The organism is Segatella maculosa OT 289 (genome assembly GCF_000243015.1).
Taxonomy (GTDB): Bacteria; Bacteroidota; Bacteroidia; order Bacteroidales; family Bacteroidaceae; genus Prevotella; species Prevotella maculosa.
On the sequence record NZ_JH594507.1, the window covers coordinates 71620 to 87510 of the forward strand.

Annotated in this window: 13 protein-coding genes; all 13 read right to left on the minus strand. The window is 46.3% G+C overall.

Annotated features, from left to right (window positions below; all coding sequences use genetic code 11):
* Positions 1-122 precede the first annotated feature (122 nt).
* Positions 123-722 (minus strand): riboflavin synthase, encoded by a 600-nt coding sequence (locus HMPREF9944_RS09725; protein WP_008566059.1) that lies wholly within the window; start codon positions 720-722, stop codon positions 123-125.
* 310 nt (positions 723-1032) lie between these two features.
* Entirely contained in the window at positions 1033-2646 is a 1614-nt protein-coding gene (locus HMPREF9944_RS09730; protein WP_008566060.1) for a glycoside hydrolase family 10 protein, read from the minus strand.
* Between the two features lie 35 nt (positions 2647-2681).
* A complete protein-coding gene (gene coaW / locus HMPREF9944_RS09735) occupies positions 2682-3509 on the minus strand; it encodes a type II pantothenate kinase (protein WP_008566062.1) in 828 nt (275 codons plus the stop codon).
* Positions 3510-3521: 12 nt separating this feature from the next.
* The gene (locus HMPREF9944_RS09740; protein WP_008566063.1) at positions 3522-3854 is read right to left on the minus strand and encodes a cupin domain-containing protein; all 333 of its coding nucleotides are present in this window, start codon (positions 3852-3854) and stop codon (positions 3522-3524) included.
* Positions 3855-3954: 100 nt separating this feature from the next.
* Positions 3955-7092, minus strand: coding sequence for a TonB-dependent receptor (locus tag HMPREF9944_RS09745; protein ID WP_044113623.1), 3138 nt, complete (start codon positions 7090-7092; stop codon positions 3955-3957).
* Between the two features lie 221 nt (positions 7093-7313).
* Complete coding sequence (locus HMPREF9944_RS09750; protein WP_244861149.1) at positions 7314-8009, minus strand: ankyrin repeat domain-containing protein; 696 nt, start codon at positions 8007-8009, stop codon at positions 7314-7316.
* On the minus strand, positions 8002-9291 hold the full coding sequence (locus tag HMPREF9944_RS09755) for a hypothetical protein (RefSeq protein WP_008566066.1): 1290 nt from the start codon (positions 9289-9291) through the stop codon (positions 8002-8004). The genes HMPREF9944_RS09750 and HMPREF9944_RS09755 overlap by 8 nt, the downstream gene beginning before the upstream one ends.
* A gap of 548 nt (positions 9292-9839) precedes the next feature.
* Positions 9840-11042, minus strand: a complete 1203-nt coding sequence (locus HMPREF9944_RS09760) for a hypothetical protein (protein ID WP_008566067.1) — start codon at positions 11040-11042, stop codon at positions 9840-9842.
* Positions 11039-11686, minus strand: coding sequence for an ATP-binding cassette domain-containing protein (locus HMPREF9944_RS09765; RefSeq protein ID WP_008566068.1), 648 nt, complete (start codon positions 11684-11686; stop codon positions 11039-11041). Before HMPREF9944_RS09765 ends, HMPREF9944_RS09760 begins: the two co-directional genes overlap by 4 nt.
* 5 nt (positions 11687-11691) lie before the next feature.
* Positions 11692-13038, minus strand: a complete 1347-nt coding sequence (locus HMPREF9944_RS09770; protein WP_008566069.1) for a DUF4836 family protein — start codon at positions 13036-13038, stop codon at positions 11692-11694.
* Positions 13035-13751 carry a 16S rRNA (uracil(1498)-N(3))-methyltransferase gene (locus HMPREF9944_RS09775; RefSeq protein ID WP_008566070.1) on the minus strand — a complete coding sequence of 239 codons (717 nt, stop codon included), beginning with the start codon at positions 13749-13751 and terminating at the stop codon, positions 13035-13037. Before HMPREF9944_RS09775 ends, HMPREF9944_RS09770 begins: the two co-directional genes overlap by 4 nt.
* Positions 13748-14299, minus strand: coding sequence for a bifunctional nuclease domain-containing protein (locus HMPREF9944_RS09780; protein WP_008566071.1), 552 nt, complete (start codon positions 14297-14299; stop codon positions 13748-13750). The genes HMPREF9944_RS09775 and HMPREF9944_RS09780 overlap by 4 nt, the downstream gene beginning before the upstream one ends.
* The gene (locus HMPREF9944_RS09785) at positions 14292-15545 is read right to left on the minus strand and encodes an MFS transporter (protein ID WP_008566072.1); all 1254 of its coding nucleotides are present in this window, start codon (positions 15543-15545) and stop codon (positions 14292-14294) included. The genes HMPREF9944_RS09780 and HMPREF9944_RS09785 overlap by 8 nt, the downstream gene beginning before the upstream one ends.
* Positions 15546-15891: the final 346 nt, after the last annotated feature.

Sequence of the window (15891 nt, forward strand, 5' to 3'; positions counted from 1 at the left end):
GGGAGGGGTTAGGGGTGGGCTCCTCATCTCCTCTGTTTTGCCCGCAAGTTCGCATTCCCCTCCTTTGGGAGGGGTTAGGGGTGGGCTCTCCATTTCTGCCTTTTGAGGGACTTGAAGAGGCCTTATAGCTGCTGCAACCGCGCGATATACTTCCCGAGAATGTCGAATTCGAGGTTGACAATGCTGCCCGGTTGTATGTCGCGGAAGTTGGTATTGGCACGCGTGTAAGGGATAATTGCAACGGTAAACGTGTTGTCCGTCGGTTCACAAACGGTCAGTGAAACCCCGTTAACGGTCACCGATCCCTTGTCAACCGTGAAGTATCCCTTCTTGACCATGGCCTTATCGAAGGGGTATTCAAACGTGAAATAGGTACTTCCACCAGCATCTCGCATGGCAATACACGTGGCTGTGCGGTCCACATGCCCTTGAACAATGTGGCCGTCCAAGCGGCCGTTCATCAGCATCGAACGCTCGATGTTGACGCAATCTCCCGCTTTCAGCAGGCCAAGATTGGAGCGATCGAGCGTTTCTTTCATTGCCGTTACCGTGTAGGTGTCGCCATCAAGGCTCACAACCGTAAGGCAAACGCCGTTGTGGGCGATGCTTTGGTCGATTTGAAGTTCGTCGGTAAACGAGCATTTCAGCGTAAAGTCGATGTTTTCTTTCTCTTTCCGGATGGCTACAAGTGTAGCCATTTCTTCTACAATACCACTAAACATGAGGTTGTTTCTTGTTTTTTATTGATGAAAAAGAAGAAAGGGGTTGCCCGATGATGTGATGAAACTCCGAGCATTTCAATAGTTGAGCGCTCTCCGTCTTTGTAATCCACCGGCCCGAAAGCTTGGCTTCGTCGAAGTTTATGTGGCCCGCCATTGACAAGAGAAGCTTTCTCGGTTTTCGATATTATTTGATGAGTATCCCGATCGAACCGGAACAACCCCCGATAGCTTTCCTCTTTGTGTTTATAATGAGCTGTAGCTCTGTTATTGCAAAGATAGGTTGTTTTTGCAGATTAACCAAATCTTTCGGCTAAAATCTTTTTATCATAAGGTAGCCTAAGCAGTGGCTGATACCTGTTCGGTTGAGGCTGCGCAGCTGATAGAAGCCATTGGGAACGGATTTGATGTCGACGGAGTCTCCTTTCTGCTGCAGTTTTCGGAGAAGATTGCCCGTTATGCCAGCCAGCATGATGATGCCGTCGTTCCGGAGCGCCCATTCGGGCAGTCGGGCCTGCGTTCCATCGTTAGGAATGAGTTTGCTTTCGGCGGATTTCTCTTTGTTTTGGCTTTGTGTAGGACTGCTTTCATTGCCAAATCTGTCCATGGCTGTGACGGCATAATAGCGCGAATCATCGTCGGGAATCGCCAGATTGCCGATTTCCTGACGTGAAAGCATCAGGTTTTCCGACCGGGATATGTCGACAGGCCATGTCTTGCTGCTGTATATATTATAGGTGAGGCCTTGCCGGGTCAGCCATTCGAGCCTGCCGTTCTGTGCAGACAAAAGGGTAGGGGCCTGCGGTTTGTCGGTTTCGGCCCATGTCATGGCCGGCACCAAAGCTGGATTTTTGTCGATATCTTCAGCTGCGATGTCATAGATGCCCTTGAGATTATCGGTGAAAAACCGGCTGCGAAAGTAGGCATGTCCCATACCGTATTGGCGCGCAACATGCATTTCGCGTGTAATATCGCCCAAATCCCAGTTCTTTTCGCGTGGCGACATGAAGTAAATGCCCAGCCCCGGCACGACAATCTTGCCCTCGGACTGCTCTTTCCAATCGATAGCAAACGGATAGAAATTGTTATCTTTGAAATACATCATGGGGAAAAGGGCGTCCATCAGGCCGTCTTTGAGCCATTGTTGGGCGTCTTGCAGTACCGTTTTACGCGCATTCCAGCCGTGACTCCAATAACGTGTGAGGTCGTCGGCCTTTCCAATGGGCGAGCAACTCATCTTTATCCAAGGCTTGACGGGCTTGACCGCGTCGTGGATTTTGGCGACAATGCTCGTGATGTTGGCCCGTCCTTGGTCGGAACTGACCTTGATTTTCCACGTTTCGGGATAGCGAATGTAGTCCAAATGAATGCCGTCAATGTCGTAACGTTCGGTAATTTCCCGGCAGATTTCAGCCAGATAATCGGCCGTTTGTGGCTTTTCGGGGTTCATATATCCGTCTTCTCCGATCTTTACAATCAGGTGGGGAAAGCGTTGTCTGAGCCGTTTGCAGCCCAAACCATTCCATTTTCCGACAGGAATAGTGACCACCCATGCATGCAGTTCCATGCCTCTTTTGTGGCATTCTTCGATGGCAAAGCCGAGCGCATCATAGCCCGGAGCGGTTCCGGGAAGCCCACTTAGGCAACCATCCCAAGGCTCTTTGTCCGATGGATAGATGACGGTTCCGCGTATACGTGCCTGAAGTAGCACCGTATTTACGCCTGCTTTTTGCAGCTTGTCGAGTATGGTTCGGAGCTCTTGTTGCTGCTTTTCGATGGCCAAACCCTGCCGGGCATAGTTGTGAGGCCAGTCAAGTCCGCCGATAGTTGTAAGCCAAACGGCCCTCACTTCGCGTTTGGGTTGGGCTGAAAGTGATAGGAATGAAGTTACAAGTAAGAGTAGGGAGAGAATGAATTTCTTTGTCATTATCTTGTTTTATGAACGGGAATGTAGGCCGTTTCCTATCGTTTTTGAATATAGGAAAGGGCTGCTCCGATGGCTGTACAGAACTCGCTGTACTTCGGAATGCGGAAATGTACGCCGTAAAGTTTCTCCATAGCGGGATAAACCTCCTTGCATTGGGGCAACAGGGTGAGGTTCCCAATGAGGACAAAGTCTTTGATTCCGCTTTCCAAACTGCTGAGGATAGTTGCAGACCCCACAGCCTGAAGCACCATATAAATGAGTCCGATGGCGATATCCTCGCGCGTGGCATTGGTTTTGGCGTTACTGAACAGGCTGGCAGTTGCCGTCATGGGCAAACCCGGAAGAGGTTTGGCGCTGATGTCACCGATAAGCAGATTAATCTTCGAGATATCGCCATCCATGGCCAAGGTTGCTACTTGCCTGATGTCGTCGGTTTTTAGCATGATACGGCTGAGGCCTTGAAGTGTTCCACCACCAATACCGATGCCGCCGATGTGTCTGATGTCGCTTCCGTCGCATTTCACGAGGCTTGTTCCTGTGCCCATACTGACGACAATCATTCGATCGAGGTTACTTTCATAGCGTGCTCCCAAGCCGTCGGCAATGAATTCCTGCGCTTTTCCGGTGGGTCTACCATAGATGTTTTCGTCGATATAGGCTGCTCCTACACCCGTCAACATGATTTGTTCGACCTCTTCGAGTTTGATTTTGTTGTCATGAAGATACTTTCCAAAGGCTCCGTAGAGAGAAGTAATGGGGTCGGTTGCCTTTATTCTGAACGGACTCATGACGATACCCTGCTCATCAATGCCTACAATTTTAGTCGTACTGATGCCTACGTCTATTCCAATGACAATGCTCATGTGGGTGGATATTTAGTGATGTTCGGGAACAATGGCCAAGTATTCAACGTCTTCGGCAGTGAGATTCTCGAAATAATGACGGTGTGTCGTGGGGCAATAGTGTACTTGTCCGGCCCGTGCCACTTCCGTTTTTCCGTCGTAATGATAGGTGAGTTCGCCTTTGAGGATATACATTATTTCGCAATTTCCCTCATGCGTGTGTGGTCCGCTGCTTGCTCCTGGCCTCAAAATGCTTTTCATTATCCTCACTTTTTCGTCGGCATAGTTGCGGGTCAGGAGTTCTCCTTGCCCGCCTTTGAAGCCCTTGATCCTTGTTTCTTCAATGTCATTGAAATCTATGATCATAATCGTATGGTGTTCGTTTGGTGGGCAAAGTTAATAAAAAAAAGGTAATCTTCGCAGAGATTACCTTTTTTTATATGTGAATCAACGTGTTATTCGGGCTTTAGAACGTCGCACGTAAACCTATCTGCATGTGCCAACGGCTGAAGATGTCACTCTTTCTTGGGCCATAGCCGAGATAAGTATAGGTCGGAACGTAGTTTGTTCCGCTTGCAGTCATTTTCGTAACTTTGAGAATAGTCTCGTTATATGCGAGTTCATAACTGGTTCCCCAGTTGTGGTTCAGCAGATTTGCAAAGTTTTCGATATCGAAAGTCAATTCAATCTTGCTGCCACGTTCTTTCAAATAGAAGAAACTTTGGGCAAAATGAACGTCAAAGCGGTTTTCCCAAGGTGCCGTTGCAGCGTTCCGCTTTGAATATTTCCCTCTATTGTTTTTTGCAAAGTCATGTCTGTTGATCCATTCTCCAAAGGCTTTTCGGTCGGCTTCTGTAGCAAATTTCATCTTAGCAAGCTCAGCTTCGGTCGGAATATAAAGCAGAGTGTTGCCAAATTGCGAGTCTCCATTGAAGTCGGCCTTCTCATCCATGGTCAAACTATAGTGCTGTCCCGAGTTACCATTGTAGGTAATGGAGACGTTTGTGGCGAAACGACCATTGCAATATTTCGGAGATGTGTAGGAAGCTACGGCCAAAACGCGGTGAGGAACGTCAAACATTGACTTTGCCAATTCGTTTCTGTCGGTAGGATCTACACAGTAATTGTATTTCCAATTGGAGTATGCAACAGACGAAGTTCCATCATTTACAGAATAAGAATGCCCGAATGTATAGCTTGCCATCAGGTCAAGACCCCATGCAAAACTCTTTTCGAGCTTGGCACTTGCACTATAACTGTAGCCCTTATTGGTGTTTCTTAGGTTGATGATAGCGTAATAATCTCCTGCATTTGTCTTGAAATGGCGGGTTGCCGAGGCCGGAGTGGTTGCATCAACAGCATAAGAAGTGCCGTCAGCTTTCAGTGCAAGGTTGTCAAACCAAACATTATTGAGCGTCTTTGAATAGAGTCCTTCAAGTGTCATCTTGATATCGCCGGGCAGAATGGTCTCCATAGCCAAGTTTGCACGAAGCACTTGCGGATATTTGAACTTCTTACTGATGGTATTGATGGTTGGTTTTGATGCGCTACCCGGTGGTGCTGACATCGCTGCACCATAGGCGTTTGTGCCATAGTGTTGCAAGGAGGGAATGTGACCTGCCGTCCGTAGCGTGGTACCTTTCATCTCCATACCGGTATTGTTCCATGCATTTGACAGCCAAACGAAAGGAACTCTACCCGTGAAAAGGCCGACACCGCCACGAAGCAACATGTTATGGCTGTCATTTGTGTACCAACGGAAGCCAACGCGGGGAGACCACATGAACTTCGTTGATGGAATTTCGCCTACCCGAACGTCGTTTTCAATGGCATAAGCACTTCTGTTGAATTCAGGATTAGAGGTCGGAGAATTCAATCCGGTCGGGATATCAAGACGTAAACCATAGGTGAGATTCAGATTATTATTGAGATCCCATTTATCTTGAACATAGAATGCGAATTGAGCAGCCTCTACTGTGCCGGCCCAGTCAGTCTTTCCTGTCAAAGCTACATCGGAATAGTTATATGTATACTTCCAAGCTCTGTCGTTAACGAAGTCGGCAAGCGTCTTATAATAGTAGGCACCGGTGTTAGCTTGAATGAACAAATTCTGCATATTGTAGAATTCATTGTGCGTTCCAAAGGTGATATTGTGGTTACCCAGCGACCAGTTCAGGTTATCCTCTATGGTATAAATGTCTTGATAGAGGTGGTTTGCACCCGAAGAAAAGTCAGTTCCGATATAAGCCTTCATGCCGCCTTTGTGTCCAAGACCCTCGATTGTGACATTGGGTCCAGCATATTTGACCCCACGATGGTCGCGAATGAAAGATGCACCTATGCGAGCTTCGTTGAAAAGAACATCGTTGAGCCTTGAATTCAACTCTGCTACAAAAGAGTTCGTGCGGTTGTTCATTCGGTAACCGCTGTTATTGAACGTATAAGTCTTGGAGTTTACACCATAAACGTCCTTGTATGAACTGTTCAATTGATAGCGGAAAGTGAACTTGTTATTGTTGTCAATGTTCCAATCCAAGCGCGACAAGGCCGATATTGAGCGTGAATCGATGTCTCTCGCTCCATAGCTGTCTCTTATTTTCGTATATCTATAATAGGTATCTGCAATCAATTTGGCGTCAGCGTCTGTGATGTACTCGGGAATATAGCCCGGATAGATAGAGGTTGGATAGGTGTTCTTCTTCAATTCTATGTTCGTAAAGAAGAATACCTTGTCTTTCACAAATGCACCTGACAAAGAAGCACCATAGGTCTTGGTGGATTGCTTGCCAAGTTTAGCTTCTTTGTCCAGCACCTGACTCCATTTCGAATAAAGATTCTCGTCGGTGTAGTAGGTATAAGCTGAAGCATGGAACGTATTGGTACCTGATTTCGTAATGGCATTGATGCCTCCGCCTGTAAAACCGCCCTGCCTTACATCAAAAGGTGATGCAACAACTTGGATTTGTTCTATGGCATCCATTGCAATAGGATTGGTTCCGGTTTGTCCTCCATTGGTTCCTGAGCTGGCAAGTCCGAACACATCGTTGCTAACCATACCATCTATCTGGAAAGAATTGTAGCGGTTGTTAGAGCCCGCTATGGAAATGCCTCCCAACTTAGATGTGTTCACGAGCGGTGACAGCTTAGCTACGTCGTATACATTGCGGTTGATGGTCGGTGTATTGTCAATCTGCTTCTGCGAGAAGTTTGATGCAGCACCCATACCGCCTTTACCTGCGATGCCTGTCACGGTGACTTCGCCCAGCATTTTGGCATCTTCTTTCAAATCGGTATTGATGACTGTTGGCTCACCCAATGTAAGATAGAGGTTAGAACGCGTCTCATCCTTGAAGCCGATGTAGGAGATGGTCACCTTGTAAGGGCCGCCTACGCGCATACCTTGAATGGTATAGCGACCGTCGGTATTGGTAACGGCGGTGTAAGTCGTCCCTGATGGCGTGTGAACGGCAGTGACTGTGGCTCCGATGACGTGCTCACCTGCAGCGACAACTTTGCCATTAATGCTCGATGTTGTAACTTGTGCCATCAGTGATGTCGTGAAGAACAACAGCAAAACTAGTAAAAAATGCAATCTTTTTTGCATGGCTTTTAACTGAAGATTAATGAATAATTTGAGGGGATAAACCCAGTTAATACTTTGATGATGCAAATTTAGTTAAATTTTACCAATGTTGTTTGAATTCAGTGTTAAAATTTTAATAAATGTTGAAATAAATTCCTTTTTATTCTTCTCTCGTTCAAAATGCGAATGGAAAATACTGTTTTTGCACCTTATGTTCTTTTGTTTTAGACGATTTCTGCCTTTTATTTGTTTTTGTTTTCCAGGAGTCTTATGATTTCTGTATATCCTAATTTTCGTGCCAATGAAAGTGGTGTGAAACCTTCCGAATCTTTCACATTCTTTTTAGCACCATGTTTCAGCAGCAGTTGCACGATGGCTTTGTTTCGTTTTTCCACGGCAATGATGAGCGGATAGGTGATGTAATTTCCACCAAGATCACCAACTCCGTCAGCTTTAGCCCCGTGGTTCAGTAGCAGGTTGGCTATGGGATAATTATTCTGCATGCAGCTTAAGGCCAGTGGGCACAGTCCCTCTTCGTCGTAGGGCTGGTTTACTTTTGCACCCAAAGAGATGAAATATTTTGCCAAGGCATAATCCCCTTTGTCGATAGCCATGTTGAGTGCATCGTAGATATAAATCTCATCAGAATAGGCATCGTTGATACTGGCCTTTCGTGCAATGAGCTTTTGTATGGCCGCTTTGTTATTGTAAAGACATGCATAGCCAAGCAAGGTGTACGATATATCCTCACCCCTCTCTATCAGAGAGTCGAGATTGCTGATGTGTTTGAGCTGTGCGTCAAGTTCCGAAAGCTTGTTTGTTTTTATCGCTGCTATCGCCAAACTATAATGATCCTGCCTCTTCACTGCTGTTTGGCTGTGTCCTAATGCTAATATTAAGAACAGAAAGGCAAGTAAGAGTGATGTCTTTTTATTCATGATAAGCTTTTTTGAGTTTCTCACTGATATCAACTTCTTCATAAACTTTATTGCAGAGTTCTTGAAATCCTTGCAGATTGAAATAGTTTTCATCAGCTATATAGTCTCTGAATGCTGTGTCATTATAGAGAGCTTGTCCAAGAAGTTCTGTCTCTTCTACGCCAAACTTTTTGCAAAATCTATATTGATAATAACACAAGTATGCTGCAACTTTATAGCGTTCTTCCTTATTAAATTCTGTTGCCCAATCTGGTATATCTTCTCCGTCCTCATTCATCATGTATTTGATATAGGTATTCATGAGTGAACTTATTTTGATGTTTTCTGTTTTTGCAGGTAGCTTCAGAATACTTTTCAGCAGTCCTTCTCTGATTTCTACATGTGGCCATTTTGTCTTTTTCTTGATAGCGAAGGTCTCATTAAGGATGTGTGATTTCGCCACAGTGGCATATTCCATTATCATCCAGTTAAGCAGCAACCTATTAATCTCCTCATTTTTGTCATAGCCATATTTTTGTAATAGGTTGGTAAGAAATCCCCATTCATGGTTTTTCAGCCATGCAAATGCTTTCTTGTTATCATGAAAAATAAATTCATTTTCATAATATGATTCTTTGCGACTTAGGTCATAATAGAGCTTTCCCGTCTTAAACAATCTCACATCATAGTCTTCTTCGAAGATATCGGGTAGTCCTTTAATATCTACAACTTCATTAATAGTAGGGTGGGGAAAAATGTAATTATAATTTGGAACATAAATGATTTTATTCCAGAAATAGCTTGGTTTCTCATAGAAAGCAGAATTCATTGCAATGTTTTGCCTTTTTCGTTCGGTAGGGTTTCCATTCTTAAAGATATAAGTAAGAAAACCTTGTTCTGCTAAGGTTGTGTTGTTTTGAGAAATGTCTACACCGTAGTATTTCAGGATTGCTTTTCGGGCAGTCTCGTTGTCAACCGTTCTGAAGCCCGTTCTCTTCAGCGCTTCATAGATGAGTTCAATGGCGATGTCTGTATATTCAACTTGACTTTTACATGGCATGACCTCAATACCATCCATACCCACGTCTGAAAGTTCTTCATAATAGGCTCTGATTTGCTTATCATATAATTGCAGCAAATCTTTCTTTTCTGTTACGATTGTATCGGCCTTGTTGCCCGAGACTGAAGGCTTCTCCCGCTGTTTACAGCAGCTTACCGACACGCTCAGTAACAGCATCATCAGCAAAACACTCGTTAGTTTCGCTTTTCCTGTCACGCTTATTCGCCAGTTTTCGTGTCTCATGTCTGTTCCGTAAGGATTTGTTTGATGATGTTTCTTTTGCAAATATAGTCATCGTTTTGCTATTCCGCAAGTTTTCTGCCCGTTATTTCAGTTCATTTTAGTGCCCAAGAGCAAGGAGCCTGTACCGCCATTTCAATCCTATCAACTATCAATTTGGCGGAAGTAGTCAATCCATTGCTTTTGAATGGCTTTGAAAGGTGAATACAGGTATATGGCTGTTCGAGCGGACGCACGAACTATGCGTCCCTACATTCCTCGCGTACTCCGCCTGCGTTTGTCAGGAAAACGCTATAAGTTTGTGGGACCGCACGGTCTGTGCGTCCGCTCAAAGCATAATATACACATACAAGAACCAAGGCACTTGCACGCCCACCAGACCGGTTTGAGAACCAAGCGCATGCACATTGAAAATCAACTACTTACATCTTGCGTTCCAAGCTCACCCATATCACTGCGCAATCTCACCCATTTTGCACGGTAATATGACTGAGATTAGCGTGCAAAATGGGTGAGATTGCAAAGTGTGATAGCCACTTGGCTTCGGAGGCTTATTCTTTTCGTTTCCAAATCCTCACAATCTTGTTTCGGATGATGGCAAGATTAGAGAGGCTGACAAGGAAAAACAAGGCGACACCTACGGCCAAGGCAGGGAGCATCGAGCCGTCTTCGATGTCGGGAAAGAGGGCTTCTATGATGTCCATGTAGACTTGGCGGACAAAGAAAAGGATTGTAAGTGCCATGAGAAAAACGGCAAAGTTGAGGCCGATGGTCAGCAGTTGATAGGGCCGGGCCACCTCTGTGGGCTTATAACCGATGAGTAGCAGATTTTCAAGTTTGCCCGAATTTTTCTGCACGAGCAGGTAGATGCTCAGCATAAGCATGTAGAAACTCAACGCAGAAATGACCAAACCGACAAGCATCACCATTGTTATCATCATGCGAAGAAAGTAGGTTGTCTTCTCAGCATTCAGCTTGTCGTTCTCTATTTCATATCCTTTTCGGTCGAGATATGTGGTGAATCGCCTGTCGCCGGGGTTATTTATTTGCATGATAAGGCGTGTGGGTTCGTGCGTTTCTCCTTGAGAATAGGTCGCATTGCTCCAATCCATGAAGGCCTGGGGAACGAGAATTGAACTCAAACGGTTGGAAAATCCGATGACTTTCCCGTTGAAACGGCCTTCCTTGTTGTGCCCATGAACGAATATACGAAAGTCGATCATGCCCACAAGTCCCTCGCTTATCTTCGGCAACGAATGGCTTTGTGCGAACCCGAAGTTGTACATTGTCAAGTAGATACGCGGCAAAATGATTGGTACTGTAGTGTCGCCGGGCCGGTATTTCCAGTTACTTTTCTTCGCATCGACAAAGACATCGGGAATGCTTTCGAAGTTGATTTCACCATTGTTCAGCACGCTTGTCCCGTTCACGCTCATGTTGGCGTCGGCCTTATAGGCTGTTGCTGTGAACCAACCGATACGACCTACGAACGGTTGACAGCCGAAATCGTCGATCTCGGCATTGGAAAACGTGTTGCTGCGGCCGCTGATAGTGCTCGCAGTTCCTATCTTTTTGTTGACGATAAGGAAGTCGTTCTTCATGAAACTGTCTTCGGCGGTGAACATGGGAACGACATCTTGGTAGAACTGAAAGCCCAAAAGGACAATCAACATGCCGAAGAGATTGGCAAAAAAGAAGCCTGCAAACTGCGGAATACTGATGTGTTGGCGTAGTAATTTCCAAACCAAAGTCATAGTTTCAAAGTCTTTTCGTATTCAAGTTTCATGTGTTTTCCGATGCTGGTCACGATGACTCCGGCCCCTTGGGCCTTGGCTTCGGCCAGCATAATGTCAGCCATGGCAGCCGAGTTGGTGTCGTCAAGGTGGCTGATGGGCTCGTCGGCAAGGATAAAATCGAAGGGTTGCACGAGCGCACGCAGCATGGCTACGCGCTGTTGTTGGCCGAAAGACATGCGACCGACCTTGGATTGAAGCTTATCGGCAATGCCCAACCTGTCGAACCATTCGATGATTTGCTTGCGACTTTTGAAGCCTGTGAGCTTGTTTTTGATTTCTACGTTTTCCAAAGCCGTGAGTTCGGGAAAGAGCCGAAGCTCCTGAAAGAGGTAACTGACGTGCTGTCGGCGCACGTCTATCCAATCTTTGACTTTATAGTGCATCGTATCGTTTGCGTCGAACAGCACGGTTCCACTGTAATCACGGCGATAACCAACGACATAGCTGCAAAAGGTGCTTTTACCTTTACCTGAATCGGCCTCAATAAGATAGAGCTGGCCTTTCCGGAAAGTGACTTCCGTGTTCCAAATCTCCGATTTGAGTTGCTGAACTGTGGAAGAAAAGACCTGCGGAACGACCGAATTGAATGTTATGGTTTCCAATTTCGTTATTTTAATGTATAGACAATCGTGTCGATGTTGCCGAATATCGGACGCAACATTTGCATCACGGCCCCCGCTTTTTCGCCTTGCATGGCTCGGAGGTTGACCACTAATGCCAGTTTTTTCCCTTTGATTAAGTCGGCAACTTCGGTGGACAAAGGGTCTTTCACGGGCATAAGCATCGTGCTTTCCTCGTCTTGTTTGCTGCTACAGAAGAACTGAAGGTTAGCCGTTACACCGAAATAGAAATTTGTTTTGTCGCTTGTATAATGCCAAATGTCCGGCCCCCAATCCTCTATTCTACCGCCTTTGGGACAACTTTCCTTCCAATAGGCAACGTCTTTCGTCCATCTTTTATGGATTAGTTCGGCAGTCATGCCCATGGAAAGCCTGTCGGTGGCATCGGAAAGCGTGGCAATCACCAGCTCACCATGCACACTTCGCAGGATATTGTCCATGTCGATGGCCGTGTTGATGCCTGTGAGCAGGGCTTGCAAACTCTTGTTGGCTTGCATGATGGGCAGGAATTGACGGCCGTCAACGTTCATGAATATGCCAAGCACGGCGTCTTTGGGGTAGCACGCGATGTATTTTCCGCTTATCGGACGGAACACTTGGCGAGCATCTTGCAGTGCCTTGTTTATGCGTTTGTTGAAAGAGAAGGTTGTTCCATTGACCTGCATCAGTTGTTTCTTTGTGGTTATCTCTGCAGCAACCATCACTTGCGAGGCATCTGCATCTTTCGGGGCTCCCAAAGTGAAAGGCACGACAAACTGTTCGGGCAAGGCTGCGGCTTGTGCCACCATGGCCATGGGCGCATCTATGGAGTCGAGCTTGGCATAAAGCCTGCTATTTGTAACCCCGTCTGCCTCGTCTTGTTTCAGATATTGGGAGATTTGCTGTTGAAGGGCAGCTTGGGCATCGGGCGTGACAGGCCCCATCACGAGAATGGCTTGCTCGTTCCAACCGGCTACCCACACGTCTTTCAATACAGCAAAACGGAAACCACGTCGCTTGATGGGTGCAGTGGACAGGCCTTTGCCTGAAAGTTGCTTGAAAGTCTCGTTGAGGTCGTCGGCATCTTTCACCTTGGCACATAGTCCTAAGTTACCATCGGGCGCGGTAAAAAGGAATATCTTGTGGCTGGCATCAATGCCGCTCTTGTCCATATTGGTGACATGGAGCAGCGTTTTGAGCACCGCCACGTTGTTGATACCGCTCATCTTGACCGGATCTATCGAAATGAGTGCCGTACTTTCAGCGGGAATGGCGTTTAGATAGGTGTTGTCGGAACATGAAGCCATATAGAATAGCATGAAACCGACAAATATATAACTTAGTTTTTTCATCATCTTAGGGATATTTGTGCCATGGTGACAGCTATCAAACCAGCTGTTTCTGTGCGCAGACGACTTCGTCCGAGTGAGACACTCTCATAACCTTGCGCCATGGCAAACTTGACTTCATCAATGGAAAAGTCGCCTTCGGGCCCAACGAGCACTGTTATCCTCTCATTAGGGCCGTTCATAAGGTCATCGAAAAAGTCTTTCTTTTCGATTTCTTCATAGCAATGGGCGATGAACTTGCGTCCTTCGCGTGGTTGTTGAATGAAGGTTTTGAAGCTTTCGAGTTCATTGACCACGGGAATCCAAGGTTTTCGGCTTTGCTTGGCAGCCGATATGACAATCTTTTCTATGCGGTCTGTACGCAGCGCCTTACGTTCGGAAAATGCACAATGCAGGAAAGTTATCTCGTCAAAGCCCACTTCTGTGGCTTTCTCGGCCAGCCATTCCATACGGTCTATGTGCTTGGTAGGCGCGATGGCAAGGTGAATATGGCCCCGCCAAGTCTTCTCTTGTGGCAGCGTTTCCTTGATATGATAGAGGCATTTCTTATGGGTTGCCAAGCTGACTTCGGCGTGATAGAAGTTCCCCCGACCGTCCATCAGGAACATATCGTCGCCGTTTTGCAATCGAAGCACACGCAATGCGTGGGTCGTTTCTTCCGGCGGGAGTTCGTTGTTTCGGTCGGCATTGGGCACATAGAAATATCTCTCCTCTTTCATTCCGTTTTGTTTTTACGCCGTTTTAGTTCTTCATTCAGATACTCAGCCATTTTGTAATCCTCGATATTGATGCTTTTTTCGAGGGCCATCTTTAGCATCTTGTTGCTCAAAGCATTGATGGGAAGCGATAGTCTGTTGGGTTGTTCGGCATCGAAAGGCGTGCTTTGGTTGCTCATTAACTCCTCTTCGATATAGATAGGGAAGTCGTTTGTCTGCGCAAAGAGCACGGCATCGCTGACGCGGATATCAACGGTTTCAAGTGTATCTGTATCTATCAGTAGGGTTTTATAGATACCGTCTACAATGCTATGAATGTGGATTTCAAAGTGATGTCCCTCTTGTCTCAGCAGTCTTCCCAATGCTTCAGGAAGCAATCTTTCTACTCCCGGCGCGTGATTCATGCGAAGACTGAACGCTTTGACCATATTCTTGTCGCAAGTGATAGAGAGTTGGCGTGTCATGGCTTCATCGGTCAGCACGAGAAGCCCGATGTCCATGCCACCGACAATCTCTGAAACGTTATAGAATTTCAGTCTTGTTTTAATCATAATTCTTCTGTTGTTTAGTGCCGGGTCGGAACATCAGCGCGAAACTTACGCCCACAAGGAGCGCATAGCCAGCAAAGGTGAACCAGCAAGCAGCCCAGTTTGTCGTCTGCCCTACGGTATGACTGGTGACAACAGCCTGTGCGGCAAACGCTCCTACCGTTGCTCCGATACCGTTTGTCATCAGCATGAACAGGCCCTGTGCACTTGATCGGATTGCAGGGTCTGTAGATTGGTCGACGAAGAGTGAACCAGAGATATTGAAAAAGTCGAAGGCTACGCCATAAATAACCATCGAAGCGATAAACATCCACACACCGCTACCGGGATTACCCGTTCCAAGCAGTACGAAACGCATCACCCAAGCAAACATCGCAATGAGCATGACGTTCTTGATGCCGTAACGCTTCATGAAGAATGGTATCATCAAGATGCAAAGTGTCTCGCTGATTTGCGAAATAGAGTAGAGAATGACAGGATATTTCACGCCGAGCGTGTCTGCATATTCGGGTATGTCTTTGAAACTTTCGATGAACGGGGTGGCAAAGCCGTTGGTGATTTGCAGACTGACGCCGAGCAACATCGAGAAGATGAAGAAGATGGCCATCTTCTTTTGCTTGAACAGTGCAAAGGCTTTTAAACCAAAGGCATCGGCAAGATTGGTTTTCTTTCCCTTGCCATTGGTTTTGCAGTTGGGCAGGCTGAAAGTATAAAGAAATAGCAGCAGACTCAAGACACTGCTCACAACGAATTGCATATGATTGCTCTTATACCCCATGATATCGACGAACCACATGGTGCAGATGAACCCTATCGTTCCGAAGACACGGATAGGCGGAAAGTCTTTCACGGTGTCCATGCCTGCCTGACTGAGTGCCGAATAAGCTACGGAGTTACTCAAAGCCAGTGTTGGCATATAGAAAGCAACGCTCAATGAATAGAGCAGGAACAGAATGCCGAACTCAGCCCCTGCGCCTGTTCGCTGGCCATACCAAGCTGCACCAAACATGAATAGACCCGCGAATAAATGGCAGAAACCCAACAGACGTTGTGCCGGAATCCACCGGTCGGCAATGATACCCATGATGGCGGGCATGAAAATAGAGACGATACCTTGCATGGCGAAGAACGCTCCGATGTGTTGGCCCATGCCCATGTTTCCCAAGTAAATACCCATACAGGTGAGGTAAGCTCCCCAGACAGCAAACTCAAGGAAGTTCATCACGGATAGTCTGATTTTAAGATTCATCTTTTTCGGTTTTGTATTTCATTGCAAAGATACGGTAAACGCTCGGAACGGCAAAGCAAAACGATGTTTTTCTTTCCTCTGCGTGATAGCATGACACATCGGGAGGCTCCGTAGCGGCTCCTTTGATGTTCGGAAGCTACTGCCTTAATGCCCTGAATGTCCGGTGTACGGGAAGGTAAAGAGGACTTATACTTAAAGGTGTTGAGGAGTTATACTTAGACTCCTTGAGGACCTATACTTAAAGTTGTCGAGGACTTATACTTAGTGTCCTTTAGGATAGATAGTATGTATAGGGTTGGATAGATAGTATCTATACAAGAGGATAGATACTATGTATACAAGAGGA